Here is an 18,897-nt window from a genome sequence, read left to right as displayed (position 1 = left end):
CAGCTCATTGATGATACGTGTATTTGCTTAAATGCGCCGTAGTTTTGATAACATGATAATAATGCTCGGATGAGTTTGAATTAAGACTGTAAATTAAAACCGATTTGCAATTATGAATATATAAAGGACGGCCCTTTAAAGAATCTTTTTCCTAACGAAGCAGTTCTATGGCTTGCAGGTTATATTGGGTGGTTAGAGGGGTTTTATATCATCATTTTTCTAGTATATCATCTAATAAAAAGGGGAAAGAATAGTTTATAAGGAGATTTTATCTAGCAGAGAAATTGTATAAGTAATGTGTAGTTGTGTGTGGTAAAAGATATTTTTCGATTGTATATTTATTTATGATTCGTATTGCACGGGTGGCCCGGCATAAAATTCAACCTATTTTGGGAATCTTCTTTTTAGCTTAAACGCTTTCTATGAATAAAAAAATACTCAAACTGTTAATTCCAGTAATATCAATAATTACAATATTTTTATATCTTAGGTATGAATTGCAAAGACCCGCTGAGGATATAGAAGTACATACATTGTATTTCCCTAATAATAGCCATGATTTTTTCAAAATATACTACACAAAGGAGTTCGGAATCACGAATACAAATGATACTCCTATTTTGTTTGAATTATATCAAAATAATAAGCTGATAGTGCCAAAAACATTCTTTGCGTCTATCAATGGAGAAGTAAAAAAGGAATATTTCAGCATAGGCAATTGTAACGACTATTACTTTGTAAGTTTTTTTAAAAAAAATGCTTTATCAATTATATGTAATAAGAATTTAAAAATAATTTGGCCTGAAGGTTATTCTGTGGATTGGAAAAAAGCCCTTTCAATTGCTAAAGAAAAAATCAGGTCATGCGATAGTACAATGAATATCCATTAATTGAACTGATTAAAAGTTTCGCTGTATTCTTCATTAAATCATCGTCTTCAACGATGTAAAATCGCACTTGCTATATCTGCTAATTTGTACTGGCTGCCTCCTTGCTTACCCCCAATTTAAGGTGTAGCCGACACCCATACTTCGCCATCTTCAAATATTTCTTTTTTCCAGATAGGCACTGTTTCCTTGAGCGTATCAATCACAAAGGCGCAGGCTTCAAAGGCAGCTTTGCGGTGCGCCGCCGAAACAGCAATTACCACGGGTACTTCGCCAATATTGAGGGTTCCGACCCGATGATGCACCGCCACTTTTTTCAGCCCGAACTGTTCGAGTGCCTGCACGGCTATTTTTCGCATTTCGGCAATAGCCATCGGTTCGTAGGCTTCAAAGTCGAGCCTTATTACTGCTTTGCCTTTGGTCTGGTTGCGTACGGTACCCACAAACACCACAATGCCTCCGGCGTTGTCGGTTTTTACAAAGTCGAGGCAGGTCTGTTCCGAAAGGGGCGTATGTAATAATTGTATGTCTATCATGGTATGTGAGTGTGGCAATTACCCCCCGCTCACGGGTGGAATAAGCACAATTTCGGCGTTTTCGGTTAAGGGTGTCGTATCTTCGGCGTAAGTTTCGTTGAGCGCAATACGCAACGATTTAAGCGTGCCAAAAGCCGGAAAACTTTCGTTGAGCTGATTTTTCAAATCAGCCACTGTGGCCCCTTCGGGCAATGATGTTTTATATTCAAATTGCCCGATAATATCACGTGTAATACCAAAGCATAAAATTTTCAGGTGCATTTTAATCAATAAGGCAACAAAACCTTTTAAAAAAAACTTATTTTTGTAGAAATTAATTCAAATTTACTTCGTGCTTTACCACAATGAAAGAACTACTTACTTTTATTTTCGTGCTTTGTTTTTTAACGGGTGCGTTTTCACAAAAAACACAGGACTTTAGTGGGTATTTTAAAGAAAAAGACGTTGAAGGCGGCTTTTTTCTGTACGACTACCAGCAAAAGGAATACATCGTAAGCGATAAGGATGAGTTTCTGCGACCTACTTCTCCGGCCTCGACTTTCAAAATTCCTAACTCAATGATTGCCCTCGAACTGGGCGTAATTAAAGACGAAAACGAAGTGCTTAAATGGGACGGGCAAAAGCGTTTTCGTGATGCTTGGAACGCCGACCACGACTTGAAAAATGCCTATAAAAACTCAACGGTGTGGTTTTATCAGGAACTGGCCCGACGCATAGGTGAAAACAATTACGAAAAATACCTGAAACTACTAAACTACGGCAATCAGGACATCAGCGCGGGGCTGACCACCTTCTGGCTAGGATCAAGCCTGACTATCTCGCCCAAAAATGAGCTTGATTTTCTGGTAAAACTATATGAAGAAAAACTTCCTTTCTCGAAACGTACATACAATATCGTGAAACAAATCATGATTCAGGAAAAAACACCCGACTATGTGCTACGCGCCAAAACCGGTTGGGCCGATACCCCACCTAACGATATTGGCTGGTATGTGGGTTATATTGAAACGCACGGAAAGGTTTATTTTTTTGCTACCCGTATTTATAAACCCGTCGACAAAAAAATGCCAACTTTCGGTGCCGACAGGCTCGAAATCACCAATAAGATATTAAAGCAACTAGGGATTTTATAATCCCTTTTTTTATGCCCTTTGGTTACAGAATCAAGAAAAACAGCACAGCCCGCAAACAGGGTTTTCAGGCCGGTAAAGGCAATAGAGAGCTAAGGCAAACTTTTTGAAAAGTTTACTACTTACAGATACGCATTGATTCGTACCTGTGTGTGTTATTTTAAGAAATCAACGGAGAAAATCCGAATACATCAGGCATGGGCATGGGCTGAGTATTCTGTTAGCAGTTGGTTATTTAAACAACAGTTATTCTTCGTTTTTAAGATACCCCCAGTTCTCGCCCGAACGAATGCGGTTCAATTGGGTATGTGTAATACCAAATTGTTTGGCAATCATTTTCAGACGGGTGTTTTCGTTCTGAAGCATCTTCTTAATCATTCTCACTTTGGTTTCAGTAAGCTTGTAATTCTTGGTGTTTCGCGGAATAGGCTTGTTTTTAACGGCCGGGTTCTCGCGGTTATGTTCAACCATATCATCTTTAGTTACCCATTTCAGGTTTTCAAAGTGGTTGTTCATTTTGTCGTAGTCCAGATGAATCACAAACTTCTGTTCGGGAGTTTCTCTTTTAACGAAGGCTTCTGCAACCAGCTTATGAATATAACGGTTAAACGTTTTACCTTTAGGGAGCCTTACGTTCAGAGAGCGATAGCCCTGAATAACTGAGCCTTTAATAATTGTCCCTTTAGAATCATTCTGCAAGCTGCGGAGGCGTCCGAAATTTGAAACCTCATAACGGGGCGGGTTTTCTACTCCCTCTACGTCAATAATTACTGGCGTCCATCGCTCTGCCCAGAGGGCAGTTTTTTCACTGTTCAGTCCTCTATTCATCACTAAAAAAATATAAATTGTTAATCTTAATTCTGTTAATTCTACACTAAAAAACTATGCCAGCAGAAAAATGATAACATCTACAACAGTTAGGATAATCTTCGCATAATAACAACATTTTTATAAAAAAATTGTTTTAAAATATAGGTTTTAATCTTAATTTAAGGAACGAAAGGCATTCTGATAAATGTTCTTCATTTTTATGATACAACAATGGCAAAAAAAACCTTAGTAATAGGAGCATCCACCGACCCCTCACGTTATGCCTTTCTGGCGGCCAACCGCTTGTTAAATCATGGGCATGAAATTGAACTCATAGGCAGAGATCAGGGAAAAATAGGTGGCAATGAGATACAAACAACCAAACCTGTATTGAAAGATATTGATACCGTAACACTGTATATAAGCCCGAAACATCAGCCCGAATATTATGACTATATCGTAGGCTTACAACCAAAACGAGTAATTTTTAACCCCGGAACCGAAAACCCTGAGTTTGAAACAATGCTCGAACAAAACCAGATTGAACCGCTCGAAGCCTGTACACTTGTGATGCTTTCGACGGGGCAATATTAACAACAACTGCTTATTTGATAAGCATCAACAGGAAATATTTCCCCAATTTATTTATTGTGCGGCAACAGATTACACTCAGGTTGCCATACGTCCCTCAAAGCCCGCTTCCAACAGGTGCTCGTAGGCACTCCATACCTGCTCAGGAATATCCATGGCAATCAGGAAACCCTTTTCGGGGTAAACTCTGAGCCGTTGTAAGTCGCCGGTCATGTTACTAATAACCCGCTCTTTGCTGATACCCTCTGCTGCACAGCGCACCAGATATGACTGGTAAGTATCTGGCATGGCCGAAACCACAAAATCATACTCTTTAAACTGCACCATAGCCGTGGCATAGGTGCGCCGAATCATATACGGTTTTTGTATCAGAATAAAACTTCTGAACTCCAGCCCTTTATGGGCCAGTAGTTTTTTAGTAAAGATAAAGTTTTCTCCGGTATTAGTAGCATTATTTTCTAAAATAATGGCCTCGGCAGGCACACCCTGCTCAATGGCAATTTCAAAAAACGCTTCTGCCTCTGAGCGGGGTCTGGTATTGCGTAACTCGCCAACGGGCCTGACAACCCCACCCGAAAAAATAATGTATGGCGCAAAACCCCCGTGGTATAGTTGCGCGGCGTAGTCGGCCACGCTGGGGTCATGGCTACCAAGCACCAGTATACAGTCGGCCTTTACCAAAGGCTGTTTCAGGAAATGATAATCGAAAAGAATCTCGGCGTAATGGTCGATAAGGCTTTCAGCCATCTATAAATGTTTTAACGGCGGCAAAATTAGGCAATATCTGTAAAGTTTCTGCTACTTTTTGCCCATAATTTGGTTTAAAGGCACACCGCCACCAGTTGCTTAGCCTCCGTTGCTTTACTCGGCAAATGTTTTTTTTTGTGGGCTAGCACTGGCCGATTCGCTTATGTTTTCTGCCATACTATGGCTGCTGATACTTATAAACTGTTTACATAAAGCGGGCGGGCGGGCTTCTCATGATGGGCATATTTCTAGCCTTGCCAGCAATGCTGTATTGAAGCCCTACTGAGTTTTTTTACCGATAAATCAAAAAAAGTACTCATGCTTACAGTAAAAAAATAAAACCTTTTATATTTGCCCCAGCCAAACACCCTATACGTATTATTATCTTTCAATATAAAATTAATCTACGCTTAGTATTCAATTACTAATGGGTTTAATAAAAAAACCTTTATACTGCTATGCTAAAAAACTTACTCAAAAAAATCGTCCTTGCTACTTTTGGCCCTCCGGTTAAGTATGTTATTTCTCAAATGTACATTTACAAACCTGTGGAAGAACGCTTTCAGTTTCTGGAGACCATGCTTCAGGATGCTTATCCTGACGAGTGGGTAATTAACGAACGAAGTGCCGAAGAAATAGAGCGTATAAAAAATATTTTTGATTTACCACAGGATTTTAATACGGGTATCTCAAAAAATGACCTGATGTTCAGGTTTTTCATCCAGAACAACTTTTCTTTCCCCGAAGCCTTCAAAGCCTATTTTGTTAGGAGTGTTCATTTTCTGGATATGATTTCAAAGATAGCAGAGAAAAAATGGGGCAAAAACTGGCAACAACAGGCATATCCTTTTCTTGACTTTGCCTCAGGCTATGGAGCTTTAGAAAGGCTACTGGTGCATTACCTGCCCGCTAATCAGATTTATACATCCGACATAAAAAAGAAAGGGGTTGATTTTCAGGTAGAAAAATTTGGTGTCAATGGCATTTATTCTTCTTTTACCCCCGAAGACTTTAAAACCGATGTGCGCTTCAAATTTATTTTTGTAGGCTCGTTGTTTAGCCACTTACCCGAAGATTTATTTACGCGCTGGTTGAAAGTGCTTCATAACCACCTGCACGAAGACGGTATTCTGGCATTTACAGTACACGATACTTCAATTATAAACAGCCCTGAAGATACCGTTTACCTAACAGCCAGTGAAGACCTGACCAGTAATGTGGTAGAAGATGCTATTCGTAAGAAAGAAAGCTACGGCACAATGTATGTAAACGAAAAATACGTAAAAAACGAGATTGCCAAACTAGGAGTAGCTGCCAACCAGTATTACAGATATGAAAAAATATTCTGTAATTTACAGGACATCTACGTAGTAAATAAACAAGCCAATGTGTTTGATAACAGCATTACGTTTAACTATTACGATAGCACAAAATATTAATACCTGTACACACACCATGCAGGCGGCTTGCGGCGTTATGAGAAAACAGTTTCAGGAGGAACTGCGGCCGTACTAACATTAAAATTCAATACAGCAATGGTAAATGCAAAACATCTGGCCACATTCGTATTCGGCGCAGCCGCGGGTGTAGCACTACACAAATATTTACAGACAGAAGAAGGCGAAAAGGCTCTGGCCGATTTGAAAGAAAAAGCCAATCAGTTTAAGGGTGAAGCCGAACAGGCCATCGATAAAGCCCCTGAATATTTTGAAAAACTGAAAACCGAAGGAGCAGAAGCCTTGAAACAGTATTTTCCGGGTGCCGAGAAATTCTTGCAGGATTTATTCGGCAAAACTACCGACGTACCACCGGCTAACCCAGAGCCACAGGCATAAAACAGCAGAGGCTAACCGTTGGGTTAGCCTCTTGCTTTTATCAGACTTTCTTGATAGTAAAGCTGATTTTGTAATCTTCGAGTTTTATCGGGTCAGGTGTTTGTGGATACGGAGCCACGTCAGACACCTCAATTTCATAGCTATGCCCGTTTAGGTCAACGGTAGCTTTGGCAGGTTTCGATTTATCGCCCATTACCTCAATAACGGCTTCTTTGGTAATGTTGTTCTCTGAAACATTCACAAAGATTTTTACCATACCGGCCCACACACAAACCACACTTTTAGGGCAACGGCTGTCTTCGATTTTTGTAACTTTTACTTCGACACCCTCTTGCAGCACCACTGCTTTGGCATAGGCTGTTTCGATAGTGCTACCTAACGAAGCCCGCGGCTCGGTGGTATCTTCTTTAGAACACGCCATTGCTACTGCAACCATCATCATAATCATTAACCTTTTCATAACTGTTTTTTGCGTTTACGTTTGTTTGTAATACTTCCGAGTTTTCAGTTCAAAAAAATCATTCCACAGAAGTTTAACCTGAAAAGCCCTATATTTATAACAAGGATACCACCAGCAACAAAAAGGTTGGAAAAACTTTTAAAATATTCTGATTCAAGTCTTCTATTTTTCTCTTGCCTTACCAACTAAACAAGTGCCAGATACTTTTCAGGAGCTTTCAGTAATAGCAGTGCTTATGCTTATTAACATCAGGCAAGAACATTACACGGCGGTAGCCATAAGGCTCACATACAGAAGTTTGTTGTCCTGAGCCAACACCACAACCTTTGTACATAAAATAATAAGGGGGCAATATTTGTAAGACCTCTCTGGAGTTTTCTTTGGTTTTGTAAATAGCATCGCATATATTGGCTTCGCATCGGCTGCCAGCCCGATTAAATACGGCGGCGGCGTTCCACTTCTTGATAATCTACCTTATTTTATACAATTAATTCAAAATATTTTACTGAAATATGAAAAGTCTTTTATTACTCGTTGGTTTAATGTTTTCCTACACGTGTTTTGCCCAGAAAAATAAGGTTGTCAGCGACTCTACCAAATTTAACAGATATTTGTTACAACACACGAGTTCATTTACTTTTGATGGCCACAAACCAAGCGGTGCAGGGTGGGATATTTTAGAAAAACAGTTTGCCGACAATCAGTTTGTTGCTTGGGGCGAATATCATAATTCAACAGTATTATCACAATTATCCAGCTATGCACTCGAAGTTGGGTCCAGGTATGGATTTAAAAACTGGTGTGTAGAAGTAAGCCCGTTTGTAGCCTCCGAACTCATGCGGTTTGCAGCCAGTGCAAATCCTGCTGACAGTTTGCTCATGGTTTCTAAAGACCACCCAAACTATGGAACTTTCCCATTCTTCAAGACTACTGAAGATGCCCAAATGTTGGTTACAGCAAAAAAATATAAGTACCATATCTGGGGAATCGACCAAGAGTTTCAATTGGCTTTTCCGTATGCAATTAACCACGTCTACAATGCCCAATCTGCGAAAATAAAGCAGACGTATAAACCTGTACGAGATAGCTTACTGGCAAAATGGTGGATGCCCGCAGTTAAACTACTAGACAGCTTGAGAAATGCAGTTCCACAACCGATTTATAAACGTGTGTTGGATGACATAAAGGTATCCCGAACGATTTACTATGAAGATAATTCATTGATGCGAGCCACCTTAATGAAGAAAAATTTTTACCAGTATTACGACCAGACAAAAACCAAAAACGAAAAAGTGTTTTTTAAATTAGGAGCTAACCATTTAGCCAAAGGGCTTAACCTGATGACACACCTCTACGATATTGGCAATTCGGTTTATGAATTGTCGCAGCGTAACCAAACCAATTTTACCAATGTATATTTCATTGTCAGGTATACTACCGAAGACGGAAGAATCATTGATGATTTGGCAAGTACTGAAAACGAATACCCGAAAGAGTTTTTGCAATTATACGACAAAGATAAATGGGTAGTTGTTGACTTGCGCCCTTTCCGTGTTCGTTACAGGAATGATAAAACATTAACGGACGATACCTATCAGATTATCGATAAGTATGACTTCGTGGTTGTTTCTCCAGAAGTACAAAAATAAAGCATCCTGTTGCTCTCCAGTAGTTTTAATGGTATTTCTGATGGGCATGAGGGCGGCAGACGCTTACAAAATATATCACGTTGTTTAATTGCAAACTCGGTTTCCGTGCAAGGAAGATAAATAGATACCAGCGCACTAGTTAGCATCAAAAGCAGAACAACCTTGCAGCAGTACAGCAAGAATAAAATATAGTAAAACTTAAAAGCAGTTCATGTTCTGAAAATAACCGTTCCATGAATAAAGCTGCCCTTTATGTAGATTTTTTTGAAACTTATCCGGCGAAACTTCTATATTCGTCACAAAATTATAAACCTTAATTTGTTATGCGTTCTCACGAAATTGATTACAAAATATTCGGTGAAGACATCCAGATTGTCGAAATCGAGCTTGACCCCATGGAAACCGTCATTGCCGAAGCAGGTTCCATGCTTTTTATGGAAGACGGCATTTTGTTTGAAACCAAAATGGGCGATGGCTCACAACCTGAGCAGAGTATTCTGGGCAAGTTATTTCAGGCGGGTTCACGGGTTTTAATGGGCGAGTCACTATTCATGACGCACTTCACAAACCGTTCCAGCATTAAGCGCAAGGTAGCTTTTGCTGCGCCGTATCCGGGTACTATCAAGGCCGTAAATCTGGCTAATATTATGGGCAACACCCTGATTGTACAAAAAGATGCCTTTTTATGTGCCGCTATGGGAACCAGTATCTCGATTCATTTCAACAAACGTTTAGGGGCGGGCTTCTTCGGTGGCGAAGGATTTATTCTTGAAAAAATACAAGGCGATGGCATGGCTTTCATCCATTCGGGCGGGGTAGTCATTGAACGCCAGCTAGTAAACGAAACCCTACGGATTGATACCGGCTGTGTGGTGGGTTTTGAGCCACAACTCCAGTTCGACATTGAGCGTTCGGGTAGCCTTAAATCGATGATTTTCGGTGGCGAAGGTATTTTCCTTGCTACGCTTCGCGGCACAGGTAAAGTCTGGATTCAGTCGTTGCCAATTTCTAAACTTATTCAGCGTTTAACTCCGTATGGTGGTAATGCTAATAAAGAAAGCGGCTCTATTCTGGGCGGTCTGGGCAGTATGTTTGAAAGTTAATATTGCGTATATTAAAGCGATAGAAGGCACGGGTAAAACGCTACTCGTGCCTTTTTTTGTGTGGGCTGGCCCTGCATGGCCCCCCCCTGTATTGCCAGAACACTATCTCACCTCGAAACCCTGCAATAATACGGCTTGCAAGTACGTTTCTGATACAAAAAAAATCATAATTAATATTATCTGTGTGCTATAAATTCTGCTAACTTGCTGCATAATTTATCAATACCAAAACCTACTACAAAACTATGATTATCAATCGCAGAAAATTCTTGCAACAATCGGCTTCTTTGGCAGCACTGGCACTGGTAGCTAACCGCGTTAACGCCAACGAAACCCTGAAACAATTTGGTTGCCAATTATATAGTATCCGCGATGTATTGCCTAAAGACCCAAGAGGCTATATGAAACAACTGGCCGACATGGGTTATAAATATTTTGAAAGCTACTCGAAAGACCCTCTCTGGGGGATGTCGCCGAAAGATGCCAAAAGCTATTTGTCTGACATAGGCGTGAAAATGGTGAGTACGCACCTCGGCTTGCCCGAAACCAACGAAGAAATGATTGCCAAATGTGCCGAGGCAGGTTTGAACTACGTAATTTGCCCCGCCATCGGGATGCAGCCGTCGGCCGATGCTTGGAAACAAAAAGCAGAAGCCTTTAACAAACATGGCGAAACCTGTAAAAAATACGGTATGCGCTACGGCTACCACAACCACTCGTACTCGTTCCAGAATGCAAATGGCGTAAAAGGTCAACGCATTTTGTTAGATAACACCGACCCCTCGCTGGTATGTTTTGAACTAGATATGTGCTGGATTGAAGCCGCCGGAGAAGACACCATTGCTCACTTGAAAGAAAACGGCAAACGTTACGAGCTTTGCCACGTAAAACAATTGGAAACCAAAGAACCAAGACCCAAACAAACCGATTTGGCCAATGGTATCATTAATTACACCCAATTGCTACGTGCTGCCAAAGACGCAGGCATTAAGTATTTTCTGGTAGAACAGGAGCAATATCCGGTAAGCCCTATTGAAAGCATGAAAAACGATGCGGCGTATCTGAAAACCCTGAACTTCTGATAACGAAAACGGCACGGCTCTGACAACCGTGCCGTTTTTATTCATAGCATCAGGTCGCGGCACTTGAAAGTAAGCCTATGATGCGGCGTAAGACCGTTTTGCATAATGGCCCTTCTGTGGTGGGGGGTTGGGTATCCTGCATTTTCGTGCCAGCGGTATTCGGGGTATTCTTCCGAAAGTTTCTCCATCAAATCATCCCGATATGTTTTTGCCAGCACCGATGCCGCCGCTATCGATAAAAACTTGGCATCGCCCTTTACGATACACGTATGCGGTATGAGCGGATACGCCACAAACCTGTTGCCATCAATCAACAAATGTTCGGGCCGTATGGTTAGGGCATCTACTGCCCTGTGCATAGCCAGAAAACTCGCTTTCGAGATATTAATTTGGTCTATTTCGGCCTGAGATGCCTGCGCCACATGAAAAGCCAGTGCATCGGTCTCTATTTCTTTCCGCAGGCGATTCCGCTGTTTTCTTGTCAAAAGCTAATTATTCTATTTTATTCCCTTTCCAATCTGTAACTAAAGGTGTGTGAAGCTCATGCCACCTTTTTACAAAATGGTCTATATTGGTCATGTCCTTTTTAATCAATTTCCTCAACTTTTCTACTTCGCTTTCAAAGCCATTTTTAGTATAATATGTACCAATTTTATGCTCTACAAATCTGAATAACGGCATCCCCTTAAAGTCATCTATTCGTAGTCTCATTTTTGTTATACTATTTGGAGGCAAATGAAATTGTATTCCATCTACATTTTTTAAAGCATCACAACTTTTTATCTCTGGATTTAATTTGAAAACATTTAAGTAGATTTGAATCCAACTATCTCCTCTCGAAATATGAGTTACTAAGATTTCCAACAATGAGCCGTTAACAACTCTACACAACTCATAAGTAAAATCCTGCAAATTATTTCTTCCGAACCAAGCAGTCGAAAAGGGTGATTTTTCAAACCCATTTTTCTCTAATTCAGGGATACCTGCTTCTGTAAAAATTTTACTTCTAATTTTCAGAAATTCTTTGTCCGATACTTTATAAAATAGTGCCATTGAACCTTAATTTAGTAGAATTGGATAATTAATCTGTCGTTCCTCTGACCAAGTTACCGACTACCTACCTTCTTTTATTCATAGCATGAGGTCAAAGCTAATTATTCTATCTTATTCCCTTTCCAATCTGTAACTAAAGGTGTGTGAAGCTCATGCCACCTTTTTACAAAATGGTCTATATTGGTCATGTCCTTTTTAATCAATTTCCTCAACTTTTCTACTTCGCTTTCAAAGCCATTTTTAGTATAATATGTACCAATTTTATGCTCTACAAATCTGAATAACGGCATCCCCTTAAAGTCATCTATTCGTAGTCTCATTTTTGTTATACTATTTGGAGGCAAATGAAATTGTATTCCATCTACACCATTTAATTCTTTTAATGAATTATTATTTGGTTTTAATTCAAAGATATTTAAGCGTATTTGTATCCACTCATCCCCTTTAACAATATCAACAGAAATAATTTCTAAATAGTGTTGGTTTGACAATCTACACAACTCGTAAGAATATCCATTAATATTGCGGTCATACTCTCCGAACCAAATCCCCGAAAAGGGTGATTTTACAAACCTGTTTTTTTCAAGGGCAGGAATACCTACTTCTTTAAATATCTTATGTTTTATTGTCAAAAATTCTTTGTCCGATACTTTATAAAATAATGCCATTGAACCTTACTTTAGCAGAATTGGATAATTAATCTGTCGTTCCTCTGACCAAGTTACCGACTACCTACCTTCTTTTATTCATAGCATCAGGTCGCGGCACTTGAAAGTAAGCCTATGATGCGGCGTAAGACCATTTTGCATAATGGCTCTTCTGTGGTGGGGGGTCGGGTATCCTGCATTTTCGTGCCAGCGGTATTCGGGGTATTCTTCCGAAAGTTTCTCCATCAAATCATCCCGATATGTTTTTGCCAGCACCGATGCCGCCGCTATCGATAAAAACTTGGCATCGCCCTTTACGATACACGTATGCGGTATGAGCGGATACGCCACAAACCTGTTGCCATCAATCAACAAATGTTCGGGCCGTATGGTTAGGGCATCTACTGCCCTGTGCATAGCCAGAAAACTCGCTTTCGAGATATTAATCTGGTCTATTTCGGCCTGCGATGCCTGCGCCACATGAAAATCCAGTGCATCGGTCTCTATTTCTTTCCGCAGGCGATTCCGCTGTTTTCTTGTCAACTGTTTTGAGTCGTTCAGTAAGTTGTGTTTATAATCTTTAGGCAGAATAACCGCCGCTGCCAGCACAGGGCCAGCCAAACACCCCCGCCCTGCTTCGTCGAGCCCTGCTTCCACCAGAAATTCATTGTAATATGACCAAAGCATCCTTGTTATACGTTAACTACTCCTAAAGTGTATTCTTCCGACTTTTTCATTTTGCCAACCATGTAGTAGAATCGGGCAGTTAGTAACACTGCCGACATCGTCAGCCCTGCCCACAAACCAATCCAGACCCCTATGGCATCTTGCCCAAAATTAAAGCCTAATACATAACCCAGCGGCAAAGCTACAACCCAATAAGCAAACATGGTAATCCAGGTCGGAATATTTACATCTGAAATACCCCGCAGGATACCCAGTGAAACCACCTGCACGCCGTCCGACAACTGAAAAACAGCCGCTATGAGCATGAGTTTTACGGCGAGGTCAACCACCACAGCCTCAGAAATATACAGCCCCACCAGCACTTCTCTTAGCACCACAATTAGTAGCATCATCAGGGTCATGAAAGCCCCTACCAGCAGCAAGGCGGCATTGCCCGATAGCTTTATTCTGGCAATGCTCCGCAGGCCACGCCCCTCGCCTACCCTGATACCGCCAGCCACACCCAACCCCGAAGCCATCATGTAGGTAGTTGATGCCACATTAATGGCAATCTGGTGGGCAGCCAACTGGTTTTCGCCAAGCCAGCCCATCATGATAACGGCAAACGAAAAAGCAGCAATTTCAAAGAAAAACTGCAAGCCACTAGGCACGCCAATTTTAAAGATATTAACCACAAGGTGGTTTACAGGCAACGATTTATACTTGCTTTGCAGGTATTTTTTAAAGGCTTTTGCCCTGAAAAGATAGCCCAGCATGGCTACTACCATCAGTATTTTTGTAAGTAGGGTTGAAACCGCCGCGCCGTTAAGCCCCAATGCCGGAAAACCCAGATACCCGTTAATCAGGATGATATTAAACACAAAATTGAAGATTAACCCCAAAATGGTAATCATCATGGCAACATAGGTGCGCGAAAGCCCGTCAGATAATTGTTTGGCGGCAATAAACAAAAAGATGAATGTGTTTGAAGCCACAATGATACTCATAAAACTGGGCGATTTGGCGTTGATTTCGGCCGATTGACGGAAGACCTCAAAGAAATACACGCACAAAAAACCTATTGCCCCCAGAATAAGCCCAAACCAGAGTGCCGCCCGAATAGAAGCCCTGAACAGGCGATTTACCTCAGCAATGTTGCGTTCGGCTTTGGCTTTAGAAATAAGCGGGGCAACTACGGCCAACCCACCAACCCCGATAGATGAAATAACAAACGCAATTGAGTTGGCAATACCCGCCACACCCAGCCCGATTTTGCCGAGGTAATGCCCCACCATAATGTTGTCGGTTACGCCCATCAGGATATTCCCTAGCTGCGCCACGACAATCGGTATGGCCAGCGACAAAGTTTTCTTGATTTCTTCTTGATAAGAAACAGATAGTAGATTTATTTTCATAGCTTATTTGAAAGTAACTAACCCGAAGTTTGATATAACTGAATTGCTTTTGATGAATACGTATGCAGAGAAACAGGCCCTAACAGGCACGTGGTTTCAGGAAGCGAAGCCCTGAGCAGGACAACATTTTGAGGTTTTGGTTCATAAAACGCAGCATATCTTTTAACACAACACCGTCTTTGCGAAAAAGATTTAGTTTTTGCCAGAAAAATTTTTGCCAGCCCCGAAACTCCTCTTTGGGCTTATTTTCTGAACATTGGCAAGGGGTTTGACGGATGCCGAAAAAAGTTCTTGACCGTAGCCTTTACCAGAAACAAATGGAATCCAAGCGTGGGAAACTGCCTTTTGTAGGTTTTAATGGCTTCTTTATTGATTTTATAAGTAAGCAGCCCCAGCGAAACATCAATCCAGTCGGCGCGGCGGAACGTCTCCACTGTTGTGGCGTAGTTGCCTTTATAGGCACTTACTTTATGGTGCCAGTTTATCATCTGTTTAATTTCTTCGCTCAGATGCTCCTGCCCTGTTTCGGACAGATACCTTCTGGCTTGCTCGACCGAAGGCGGCAGGTAGTCGAAGGTGTGGTGAGTCCAGATACCAATATCATGAAAAACCGCCGCAATAGCATATTTATCTTCATTTTGGGGGGTGGTATCGATGAGCCGGCAGTTCAGAAAAACCCGATAAACGTGGTTTCGGTACTTGGCGTAGTCGCGCCCGATAACAGGTCGGAACTCCTGAAGCAGCGTTTCGATAAGCGTATGTGTGTCTTCTTCCATAAGCAAGGTGGTTAGGCAAACCTATTGGGCAAAGCCAAGCCCGTTTTCGGCCAAAGCTGTTTTAATGGCTGCCAGTGCGTTTTTACCAATGCCGTGCAGTTGGGCAATTTGTTGCTCGCTGAAACCCGAAAAATCGGCCAAAGATGTAATGCCCGCTCCTGCCAAAGCTCTTTGGGCTGGTCGGGCCAGTTTAAGAGGTAATTGCGTAGCCATACTATAAGTTTTAGCAACCAAAAAGCAAGATACAAAACTATTGTTTGAAACGGAAGGCCCAACCTGAAATAATTACTGAGGTAGAAGAATCTTCAAGGCTCCGGTCAGTTAAACGAAGCCCTGAATTCGAGGGGAGTAATGCGGGTTTTGCTCTTGAAAAGTTTGTTAAACGACTGCGAGTATTCAAAGCCCAGATAGTAAGCAATTTCGCTGACACTCAGGTTTGACGAAGCCAGCATTTCTTTGGCTTTTTCAATGAGTTTACCATGAATATGCTGTTGGGTGGTCTGGCCCGTCAGGTTTCTTAGTAAATCGCTCAGGTAATTGGGCGAAAGATGCAACTGGTCTGAAACATACTTTACGGTTGGCAAGCCTTTTTCGGCTAGCTGCGGGCTATTGAAGTAATCGTTCAGGAGGCGTTCGAGTTTGAGCAGCAAATGGCTGCTGGCGTGCTTGCGGGTTATAAACTGGCGGTTATAAAACCTGTTGGCATAGCTCAGCAAAAGCGATAAATGCGAAAGAATAATATCCTGACTGAAACCATCAATGTTGCTGTGGTATTCTTCATAAATGTTTTTCAGGAGTTTCTCTATCATTTTTTCTTCTTTGGGCGAAAGGTGCAGGGCCTCGTTAACGGCATAATGAAAAAAGCCATACTCTTTTATTTTCTGCTCAAGGGGGTGGTTTCTCAAAAAATCAGGATGAATACTGATTGACCACCCTGCATCGGGCATTTCGTCGTCGGCATTCCAGCTTAGTAGTTGGTCAGGCGCAAAAAACGACATCATGCCCTGATTATAATCATACTCATGTTGCCCGTATCTGGTTCGGCAAGTACATTTCTTTTTAATGGCAATGGCATAAAATTTATTCACGAAATGCCCCGTTTCTCGGGTTGTTATGCCTTTCGAGTCTTCAAATCGGGCAATACTCATGAGGGGGTGCTGCGGTTGCGGCAAACCCATATACTGGTGTTGCTTCGCAATAGACTCAATAGTAAACAATACATTCGCTTTGGTTTTCATGCTTTGGTCTTTTGAAAAGTTGAACGCGCATTGCCAGCAATAAATTTCATTATTACCGAATTTGGAATAAAAGCCCCTAGCTTGGCCCCTATTTTATTAGTAAAGCCCGACACCACCACCGTTTTATTACTTTTTAAACCTTTCATGGCTTCTTCTACAACCATGCCGGAGGTCTGGAGGGTAAAATTCCCTAATAAAGCCTTTTTGTCCTGCTCGTTAATATTGGCTCTTTCAAAGAAACGGGTTTCGGTAGCACCCGGGCATAGTAGCATGATTCTGATATTAAAGGGGCGGTTTTCTTCCGAAAGAGCCTCTGTAAACGACTTCACAAAGGCTTTGCTTGCGGCATACGCTGCCATGAAAGGGGCAGGCATAAAAGCCGCCATTGAGGCCACATTGATAACCGTACCGCTGTTGCGCTCACGCATTTGTTTCAGGTAGCGGTGTGTGAGCGACACCAACGCCACAATATTGAGTTGAATCATGTTTAACTCGCTGGCTAACTCTGCCGCCACGAAGTCGCCTGCGGTGCCTATTCCGGCATTATTAATGAGGCAGTCAACCGTTAGTTTGCGTTTTTCGGTTTCTTCAAATATTTGCCAATCGGCGTTGGGTTTGGTTAAATCAATGGCAATATACTGCACCGAAACCCCATATTTACCACTTAAATATGTACTTAACTGTTGAAGTTTGTCTTCCGAACGAGCCACCAGTAAAAGATTATGTTTGTCGGCGGCAAGCCTTTCGGCCCAAGCCTCACCAATACCGCTCGAGGCCCCTGTAAGCAATGTAACTTTCATGTTTTTTGTGTTTAAATAAATCTGTTACAAAGGTGGGAGCATTACGGCAGAAAAAAGTATCCAGAATACTGAGTGTTGTGTCCAAAATACGGTATTGTAATAAATTCAGGAAGCAATCCGCAGTAAATACATACTTGCGTGCAGGCTTCAAGGCTTATTTTAACACTTGCACCCGTCCTGAATAGCAATAACAACAAAGGTGACCTTCTGCTAAAAGCCACCTTTGTTATTTGCTGATTTGTAGGATACCATCAAACCCGCTCTATTACTACGGCGTAGCCCATGCCTACACCTACACACATAGCCACCAGTGCATAGCGTTGCTGTGTACGTACCAGCTGATTGACAGCCGCCTGAATGATACGCGTGCCTGACATACCGAGCGGATGCCCCAGTGCAATGGCTCCGCCGTTGGGGTTTATGCGTGGGTCGTCGTCGGATAGGCCCAGTAAACGGCTCACGGCCAGACATTGCGCCGCGAAGGCTTCGTTAAACTCGATTACATCCATCTGGTTGAGCGACAGACCCGCTTTTTGCAGGGCTTTCTGCGAAGCTCCCACAGGCCCGATGCCCATAATTCTAGGCTCGACCCCCACCACCGCCGATGCCACAATGCGGGCTTTGGGCTGTAAGCCATGTTGCCGGAGGGCTTCTTCCGAAGCTATCAGCATGGCAATGGAACCATCGTTCAAACCGGCCGAATTACCTGCCGTAACGGTTCCGCCTTCTTTCCTAAAAGCGGGTTTCAGTTTGGCCAGTACCTCAAGCGTGGTGCTGCCTTTGATGAACTCATCTTTATCAAAAATACTGATATTCCCTTTTTTATCTGCCAGTTCAACGCTCATAATCTCCTCAGCCAAAATGCCATTCTGCTGTGCGGCAAAGGCTTTCTGTTGCGAACGATAGGCGAATAAATCTTGGTCCTGACGGCTGATTTGATACATATCGACCAGATTTTCGGCCGTTACGCCCATGGCATCGGTGCCGTAAAGCTGGTGCATGACAGGATTTACAAACCGCCATCCGAAGCTCGAGTCGAACATCTGGGCATCGTTTCCGAAAGGTTTCGATGTTTTTGAAATCACCCACGGGCCGCGGGTCATGTGTTCCATGCCTCCGGCTATAACAAGTTCGGCATCGTTGGCTTTAATGGCCCGACTGGCGTGTATAACGGCCGACATCCCCGACGAACACAAACGGTTTACGGTTTCGCCCGGAACGGTGTAAGGCAAACCCGCCAGCAGCAAAGCCATGCGTGCCACATTGCGGTTGTCTTCTCCGGCTTGATTATGGCAACCCAGCAACACATCGTCAATGGCATGGGCCGGAACCGAGGGGTTACGCTTCAATAATTCTTTGATGGGCATAGCCGCGAGGTCGTCGGCCCGAACGGGCGACAGGCTTCCGCCAAAGCTACCAATGGGCGTGCGGACGGCATCTATGATATAGGCTTCTTTCATGGAATAAATGTT

The 18,897-nt window shown here is 42.3% G+C and carries 22 protein-coding genes and 1 pseudogene; 8 read left to right on the top strand and 15 right to left on the bottom strand.

Annotation, left to right across the window (positions count from 1 at the left end; translation table 11 throughout):
* The first annotated feature begins 422 nt into the window (after nucleotides 1-422).
* Entirely contained in the window at nucleotides 423-890 is a 468-nt protein-coding gene (locus WAA15_RS12750; protein WP_337043147.1) for a hypothetical protein, read from the top strand.
* A 116-nt stretch (nucleotides 891-1,006) separates the two neighbouring features.
* On the opposite strand, the gene WAA15_RS12745 is transcribed toward WAA15_RS12750, so the two are convergent.
* On the bottom strand, nucleotides 1,007-1,423 hold the full coding sequence (locus WAA15_RS12745) for a molybdenum cofactor biosynthesis protein MoaE (RefSeq protein ID WP_337043146.1): 417 nt from the start codon (nucleotides 1,421-1,423) through the stop codon (nucleotides 1,007-1,009).
* 18 nt (nucleotides 1,424-1,441) lie between these two features.
* On the bottom strand, nucleotides 1,442-1,684 hold the full coding sequence (locus tag WAA15_RS12740; RefSeq protein ID WP_337043145.1) for a MoaD/ThiS family protein: 243 nt from the start codon (nucleotides 1,682-1,684) through the stop codon (nucleotides 1,442-1,444).
* A gap of 83 nt (nucleotides 1,685-1,767) precedes the next feature.
* On the opposite strand from WAA15_RS12740, the gene blaOXA reads away from it, so the two are divergent.
* Nucleotides 1,768-2,556, top strand: coding sequence for a class D beta-lactamase (gene blaOXA / locus WAA15_RS12735; RefSeq protein WP_337043144.1), 789 nt, complete (start codon nucleotides 1,768-1,770; stop codon nucleotides 2,554-2,556).
* A 243-nt stretch (nucleotides 2,557-2,799) separates the two neighbouring features.
* On the opposite strand, the gene WAA15_RS12730 is transcribed toward blaOXA, so the two are convergent.
* Nucleotides 2,800-3,381 carry an HNH endonuclease gene (locus tag WAA15_RS12730; protein ID WP_337043143.1) on the bottom strand — a complete coding sequence of 194 codons (582 nt, stop codon included), beginning with the start codon at nucleotides 3,379-3,381 and terminating at the stop codon, nucleotides 2,800-2,802.
* A 213-nt stretch (nucleotides 3,382-3,594) separates the two neighbouring features.
* On the opposite strand from WAA15_RS12730, the gene WAA15_RS12725 reads away from it, so the two are divergent.
* The gene (locus tag WAA15_RS12725) at nucleotides 3,595-3,957 is read left to right on the top strand and encodes a CoA-binding protein (RefSeq protein ID WP_337043142.1); all 363 of its coding nucleotides are present in this window, start codon (nucleotides 3,595-3,597) and stop codon (nucleotides 3,955-3,957) included.
* 75 nt (nucleotides 3,958-4,032) lie between these two features.
* Here WAA15_RS12725 and WAA15_RS12720 read toward each other — a convergent pair whose 3' ends face one another.
* Nucleotides 4,033-4,701: a YdcF family protein gene (locus WAA15_RS12720; protein ID WP_337043141.1), complete on the bottom strand. Its 669-nt coding sequence runs from the start codon at nucleotides 4,699-4,701 to the stop codon at nucleotides 4,033-4,035.
* 458 nt (nucleotides 4,702-5,159) lie between these two features.
* Here WAA15_RS12720 and WAA15_RS12715 point away from each other — a divergent pair, with 458 nt between their 5' ends.
* A complete protein-coding gene (locus WAA15_RS12715) occupies nucleotides 5,160-6,140 on the top strand; it encodes a hypothetical protein (RefSeq protein WP_337043140.1) in 981 nt (326 codons plus the stop codon).
* A gap of 96 nt (nucleotides 6,141-6,236) precedes the next feature.
* Nucleotides 6,237-6,536, top strand: a complete 300-nt coding sequence (locus WAA15_RS12710; protein ID WP_337043139.1) for a YtxH domain-containing protein — start codon at nucleotides 6,237-6,239, stop codon at nucleotides 6,534-6,536.
* A 40-nt stretch (nucleotides 6,537-6,576) separates the two neighbouring features.
* On the opposite strand, the gene WAA15_RS12705 is transcribed toward WAA15_RS12710, so the two are convergent.
* Entirely contained in the window at nucleotides 6,577-6,996 is a 420-nt protein-coding gene (locus tag WAA15_RS12705; RefSeq protein ID WP_337043138.1) for a hypothetical protein, read from the bottom strand.
* A gap of 512 nt (nucleotides 6,997-7,508) precedes the next feature.
* Between WAA15_RS12705 and WAA15_RS12700 the strand changes: the two genes are divergently transcribed.
* The 3 genes from WAA15_RS12700 to WAA15_RS12690 all read left to right on the top strand — a co-directional run bounded on the left by WAA15_RS12700 (nucleotide 7,509) and on the right by WAA15_RS12690 (nucleotide 10,830).
* Nucleotides 7,509-8,645, top strand: a complete 1,137-nt coding sequence (locus WAA15_RS12700) for a hypothetical protein (RefSeq protein WP_337043137.1) — start codon at nucleotides 7,509-7,511, stop codon at nucleotides 8,643-8,645.
* 323 nt (nucleotides 8,646-8,968) lie between these two features.
* A complete protein-coding gene (locus tag WAA15_RS12695) occupies nucleotides 8,969-9,748 on the top strand; it encodes a TIGR00266 family protein (RefSeq protein WP_337043136.1) in 780 nt (259 codons plus the stop codon).
* Between the two features lie 245 nt (nucleotides 9,749-9,993).
* Nucleotides 9,994-10,830 (top strand): sugar phosphate isomerase/epimerase family protein, encoded by an 837-nt coding sequence (locus WAA15_RS12690; RefSeq protein ID WP_337043135.1) that lies wholly within the window; start codon nucleotides 9,994-9,996, stop codon nucleotides 10,828-10,830.
* Nucleotides 10,831-10,871: 41 nt separating this feature from the next.
* Here WAA15_RS12690 and WAA15_RS12685 read toward each other — a convergent pair.
* The 10 genes and pseudogenes from WAA15_RS12685 to pcaF all read right to left on the bottom strand — a co-directional run.
* Nucleotides 10,872-11,315: pseudogene (locus WAA15_RS12685) on the bottom strand (ribonuclease HII); the annotation flags it as partial.
* Nucleotides 11,316-11,322: 7 nt separating this feature from the next.
* The gene (locus tag WAA15_RS12680; protein WP_337043134.1) at nucleotides 11,323-11,883 is read right to left on the bottom strand and encodes a hypothetical protein; all 561 of its coding nucleotides are present in this window, start codon (nucleotides 11,881-11,883) and stop codon (nucleotides 11,323-11,325) included.
* A gap of 101 nt (nucleotides 11,884-11,984) precedes the next feature.
* Entirely contained in the window at nucleotides 11,985-12,551 is a 567-nt protein-coding gene (locus WAA15_RS12675) for a hypothetical protein (RefSeq protein ID WP_337043133.1), read from the bottom strand.
* 78 nt (nucleotides 12,552-12,629) lie between these two features.
* Nucleotides 12,630-13,217 (bottom strand): ribonuclease HII, encoded by a 588-nt coding sequence (locus tag WAA15_RS12670; protein WP_337043132.1) that lies wholly within the window; start codon nucleotides 13,215-13,217, stop codon nucleotides 12,630-12,632.
* A 5-nt stretch (nucleotides 13,218-13,222) separates the two neighbouring features.
* The gene (locus tag WAA15_RS12665; RefSeq protein WP_337043131.1) at nucleotides 13,223-14,611 is read right to left on the bottom strand and encodes an MATE family efflux transporter; all 1,389 of its coding nucleotides are present in this window, start codon (nucleotides 14,609-14,611) and stop codon (nucleotides 13,223-13,225) included.
* Between the two features lie 242 nt (nucleotides 14,612-14,853).
* Entirely contained in the window at nucleotides 14,854-15,387 is a 534-nt protein-coding gene (locus WAA15_RS12660; RefSeq protein ID WP_337043130.1) for an HD domain-containing protein, read from the bottom strand.
* Nucleotides 15,388-15,408: 21 nt separating this feature from the next.
* Entirely contained in the window at nucleotides 15,409-15,600 is a 192-nt protein-coding gene (locus tag WAA15_RS12655; RefSeq protein ID WP_337043129.1) for a hypothetical protein, read from the bottom strand.
* Nucleotides 15,601-15,704: 104 nt separating this feature from the next.
* Nucleotides 15,705-16,625 carry a helix-turn-helix domain-containing protein gene (locus tag WAA15_RS12650; RefSeq protein WP_337043128.1) on the bottom strand — a complete coding sequence of 307 codons (921 nt, stop codon included), beginning with the start codon at nucleotides 16,623-16,625 and terminating at the stop codon, nucleotides 15,705-15,707.
* On the bottom strand, nucleotides 16,622-17,425 hold the full coding sequence (locus WAA15_RS12645) for an SDR family NAD(P)-dependent oxidoreductase (RefSeq protein WP_337043127.1): 804 nt from the start codon (nucleotides 17,423-17,425) through the stop codon (nucleotides 16,622-16,624). The genes WAA15_RS12650 and WAA15_RS12645 overlap by 4 nt, the downstream gene beginning before the upstream one ends.
* Before the next feature lie 251 nt (nucleotides 17,426-17,676).
* Nucleotides 17,677-18,885, bottom strand: a complete 1,209-nt coding sequence (gene pcaF / locus WAA15_RS12640) for a 3-oxoadipyl-CoA thiolase (RefSeq protein ID WP_337043125.1) — start codon at nucleotides 18,883-18,885, stop codon at nucleotides 17,677-17,679.
* Nucleotides 18,886-18,897: the final 12 nt, after the last annotated feature.

This window comes from Emticicia sp. 17c (genome assembly GCF_037153985.1).
Classification (GTDB): domain Bacteria; phylum Bacteroidota; class Bacteroidia; order Cytophagales; family Spirosomataceae; genus Emticicia.
The sequence above is the reverse complement of the archived record's forward strand: the minus strand, read 5'-3'. Positions and strand labels throughout refer to the sequence as shown.

Excerpts from the sequence above, each read along its gene's own strand:
- WAA15_RS12675 (WP_337043133.1), bottom strand. The coding sequence starts at position 12,551 with ATGGCATTATTTTATAAAGTATCGGACAAAGAATTTTTGACAATAAAA.
- WAA15_RS12725 (WP_337043142.1), top strand. The coding sequence starts at position 3,595 with ATGGCAAAAAAAACCTTAGTAATAGGAGCATCCACCGACCCCTCACGT.
- WAA15_RS12695 (WP_337043136.1), top strand. The coding sequence starts at position 8,969 with ATGCGTTCTCACGAAATTGATTACAAAATATTCGGTGAAGACATCCAG.
- WAA15_RS12680 (WP_337043134.1), bottom strand. The coding sequence starts at position 11,883 with ATGGCACTATTTTATAAAGTATCGGACAAAGAATTTCTGAAAATTAGA.
- WAA15_RS12730 (WP_337043143.1), bottom strand. The coding sequence starts at position 3,381 with ATGAATAGAGGACTGAACAGTGAAAAAACTGCCCTCTGGGCAGAGCGA.
- WAA15_RS12705 (WP_337043138.1), bottom strand. The coding sequence starts at position 6,996 with ATGAAAAGGTTAATGATTATGATGATGGTTGCAGTAGCAATGGCGTGT.
- WAA15_RS12660 (WP_337043130.1), bottom strand. The coding sequence starts at position 15,387 with ATGGAAGAAGACACACATACGCTTATCGAAACGCTGCTTCAGGAGTTC.
- WAA15_RS12745 (WP_337043146.1), bottom strand. The coding sequence starts at position 1,423 with ATGATAGACATACAATTATTACATACGCCCCTTTCGGAACAGACCTGC.
- WAA15_RS12740 (WP_337043145.1), bottom strand. The coding sequence starts at position 1,684 with ATGCACCTGAAAATTTTATGCTTTGGTATTACACGTGATATTATCGGG.
- WAA15_RS12690 (WP_337043135.1), top strand. The coding sequence starts at position 9,994 with ATGATTATCAATCGCAGAAAATTCTTGCAACAATCGGCTTCTTTGGCA.
- WAA15_RS12665 (WP_337043131.1), bottom strand. The coding sequence starts at position 14,611 with ATGAAAATAAATCTACTATCTGTTTCTTATCAAGAAGAAATCAAGAAA.
- WAA15_RS12720 (WP_337043141.1), bottom strand. The coding sequence starts at position 4,701 with ATGGCTGAAAGCCTTATCGACCATTACGCCGAGATTCTTTTCGATTAT.
- WAA15_RS12645 (WP_337043127.1), bottom strand. The coding sequence starts at position 17,425 with ATGAAAGTTACATTGCTTACAGGGGCCTCGAGCGGTATTGGTGAGGCT.
- WAA15_RS12700 (WP_337043137.1), top strand. The coding sequence starts at position 7,509 with ATGAAAAGTCTTTTATTACTCGTTGGTTTAATGTTTTCCTACACGTGT.
- WAA15_RS12715 (WP_337043140.1), top strand. The coding sequence starts at position 5,160 with ATGCTAAAAAACTTACTCAAAAAAATCGTCCTTGCTACTTTTGGCCCT.
- WAA15_RS12650 (WP_337043128.1), bottom strand. The coding sequence starts at position 16,625 with ATGAAAACCAAAGCGAATGTATTGTTTACTATTGAGTCTATTGCGAAG.
- blaOXA (WP_337043144.1), top strand. The coding sequence starts at position 1,768 with ATGAAAGAACTACTTACTTTTATTTTCGTGCTTTGTTTTTTAACGGGT.
- WAA15_RS12750 (WP_337043147.1), top strand. The coding sequence starts at position 423 with ATGAATAAAAAAATACTCAAACTGTTAATTCCAGTAATATCAATAATT.
- WAA15_RS12655 (WP_337043129.1), bottom strand. The coding sequence starts at position 15,600 with ATGGCTACGCAATTACCTCTTAAACTGGCCCGACCAGCCCAAAGAGCT.
- WAA15_RS12710 (WP_337043139.1), top strand. The coding sequence starts at position 6,237 with ATGGTAAATGCAAAACATCTGGCCACATTCGTATTCGGCGCAGCCGCG.
- WAA15_RS12670 (WP_337043132.1), bottom strand. The coding sequence starts at position 13,217 with ATGCTTTGGTCATATTACAATGAATTTCTGGTGGAAGCAGGGCTCGAC.
- pcaF (WP_337043125.1), bottom strand. The coding sequence starts at position 18,885 with ATGAAAGAAGCCTATATCATAGATGCCGTCCGCACGCCCATTGGTAGC.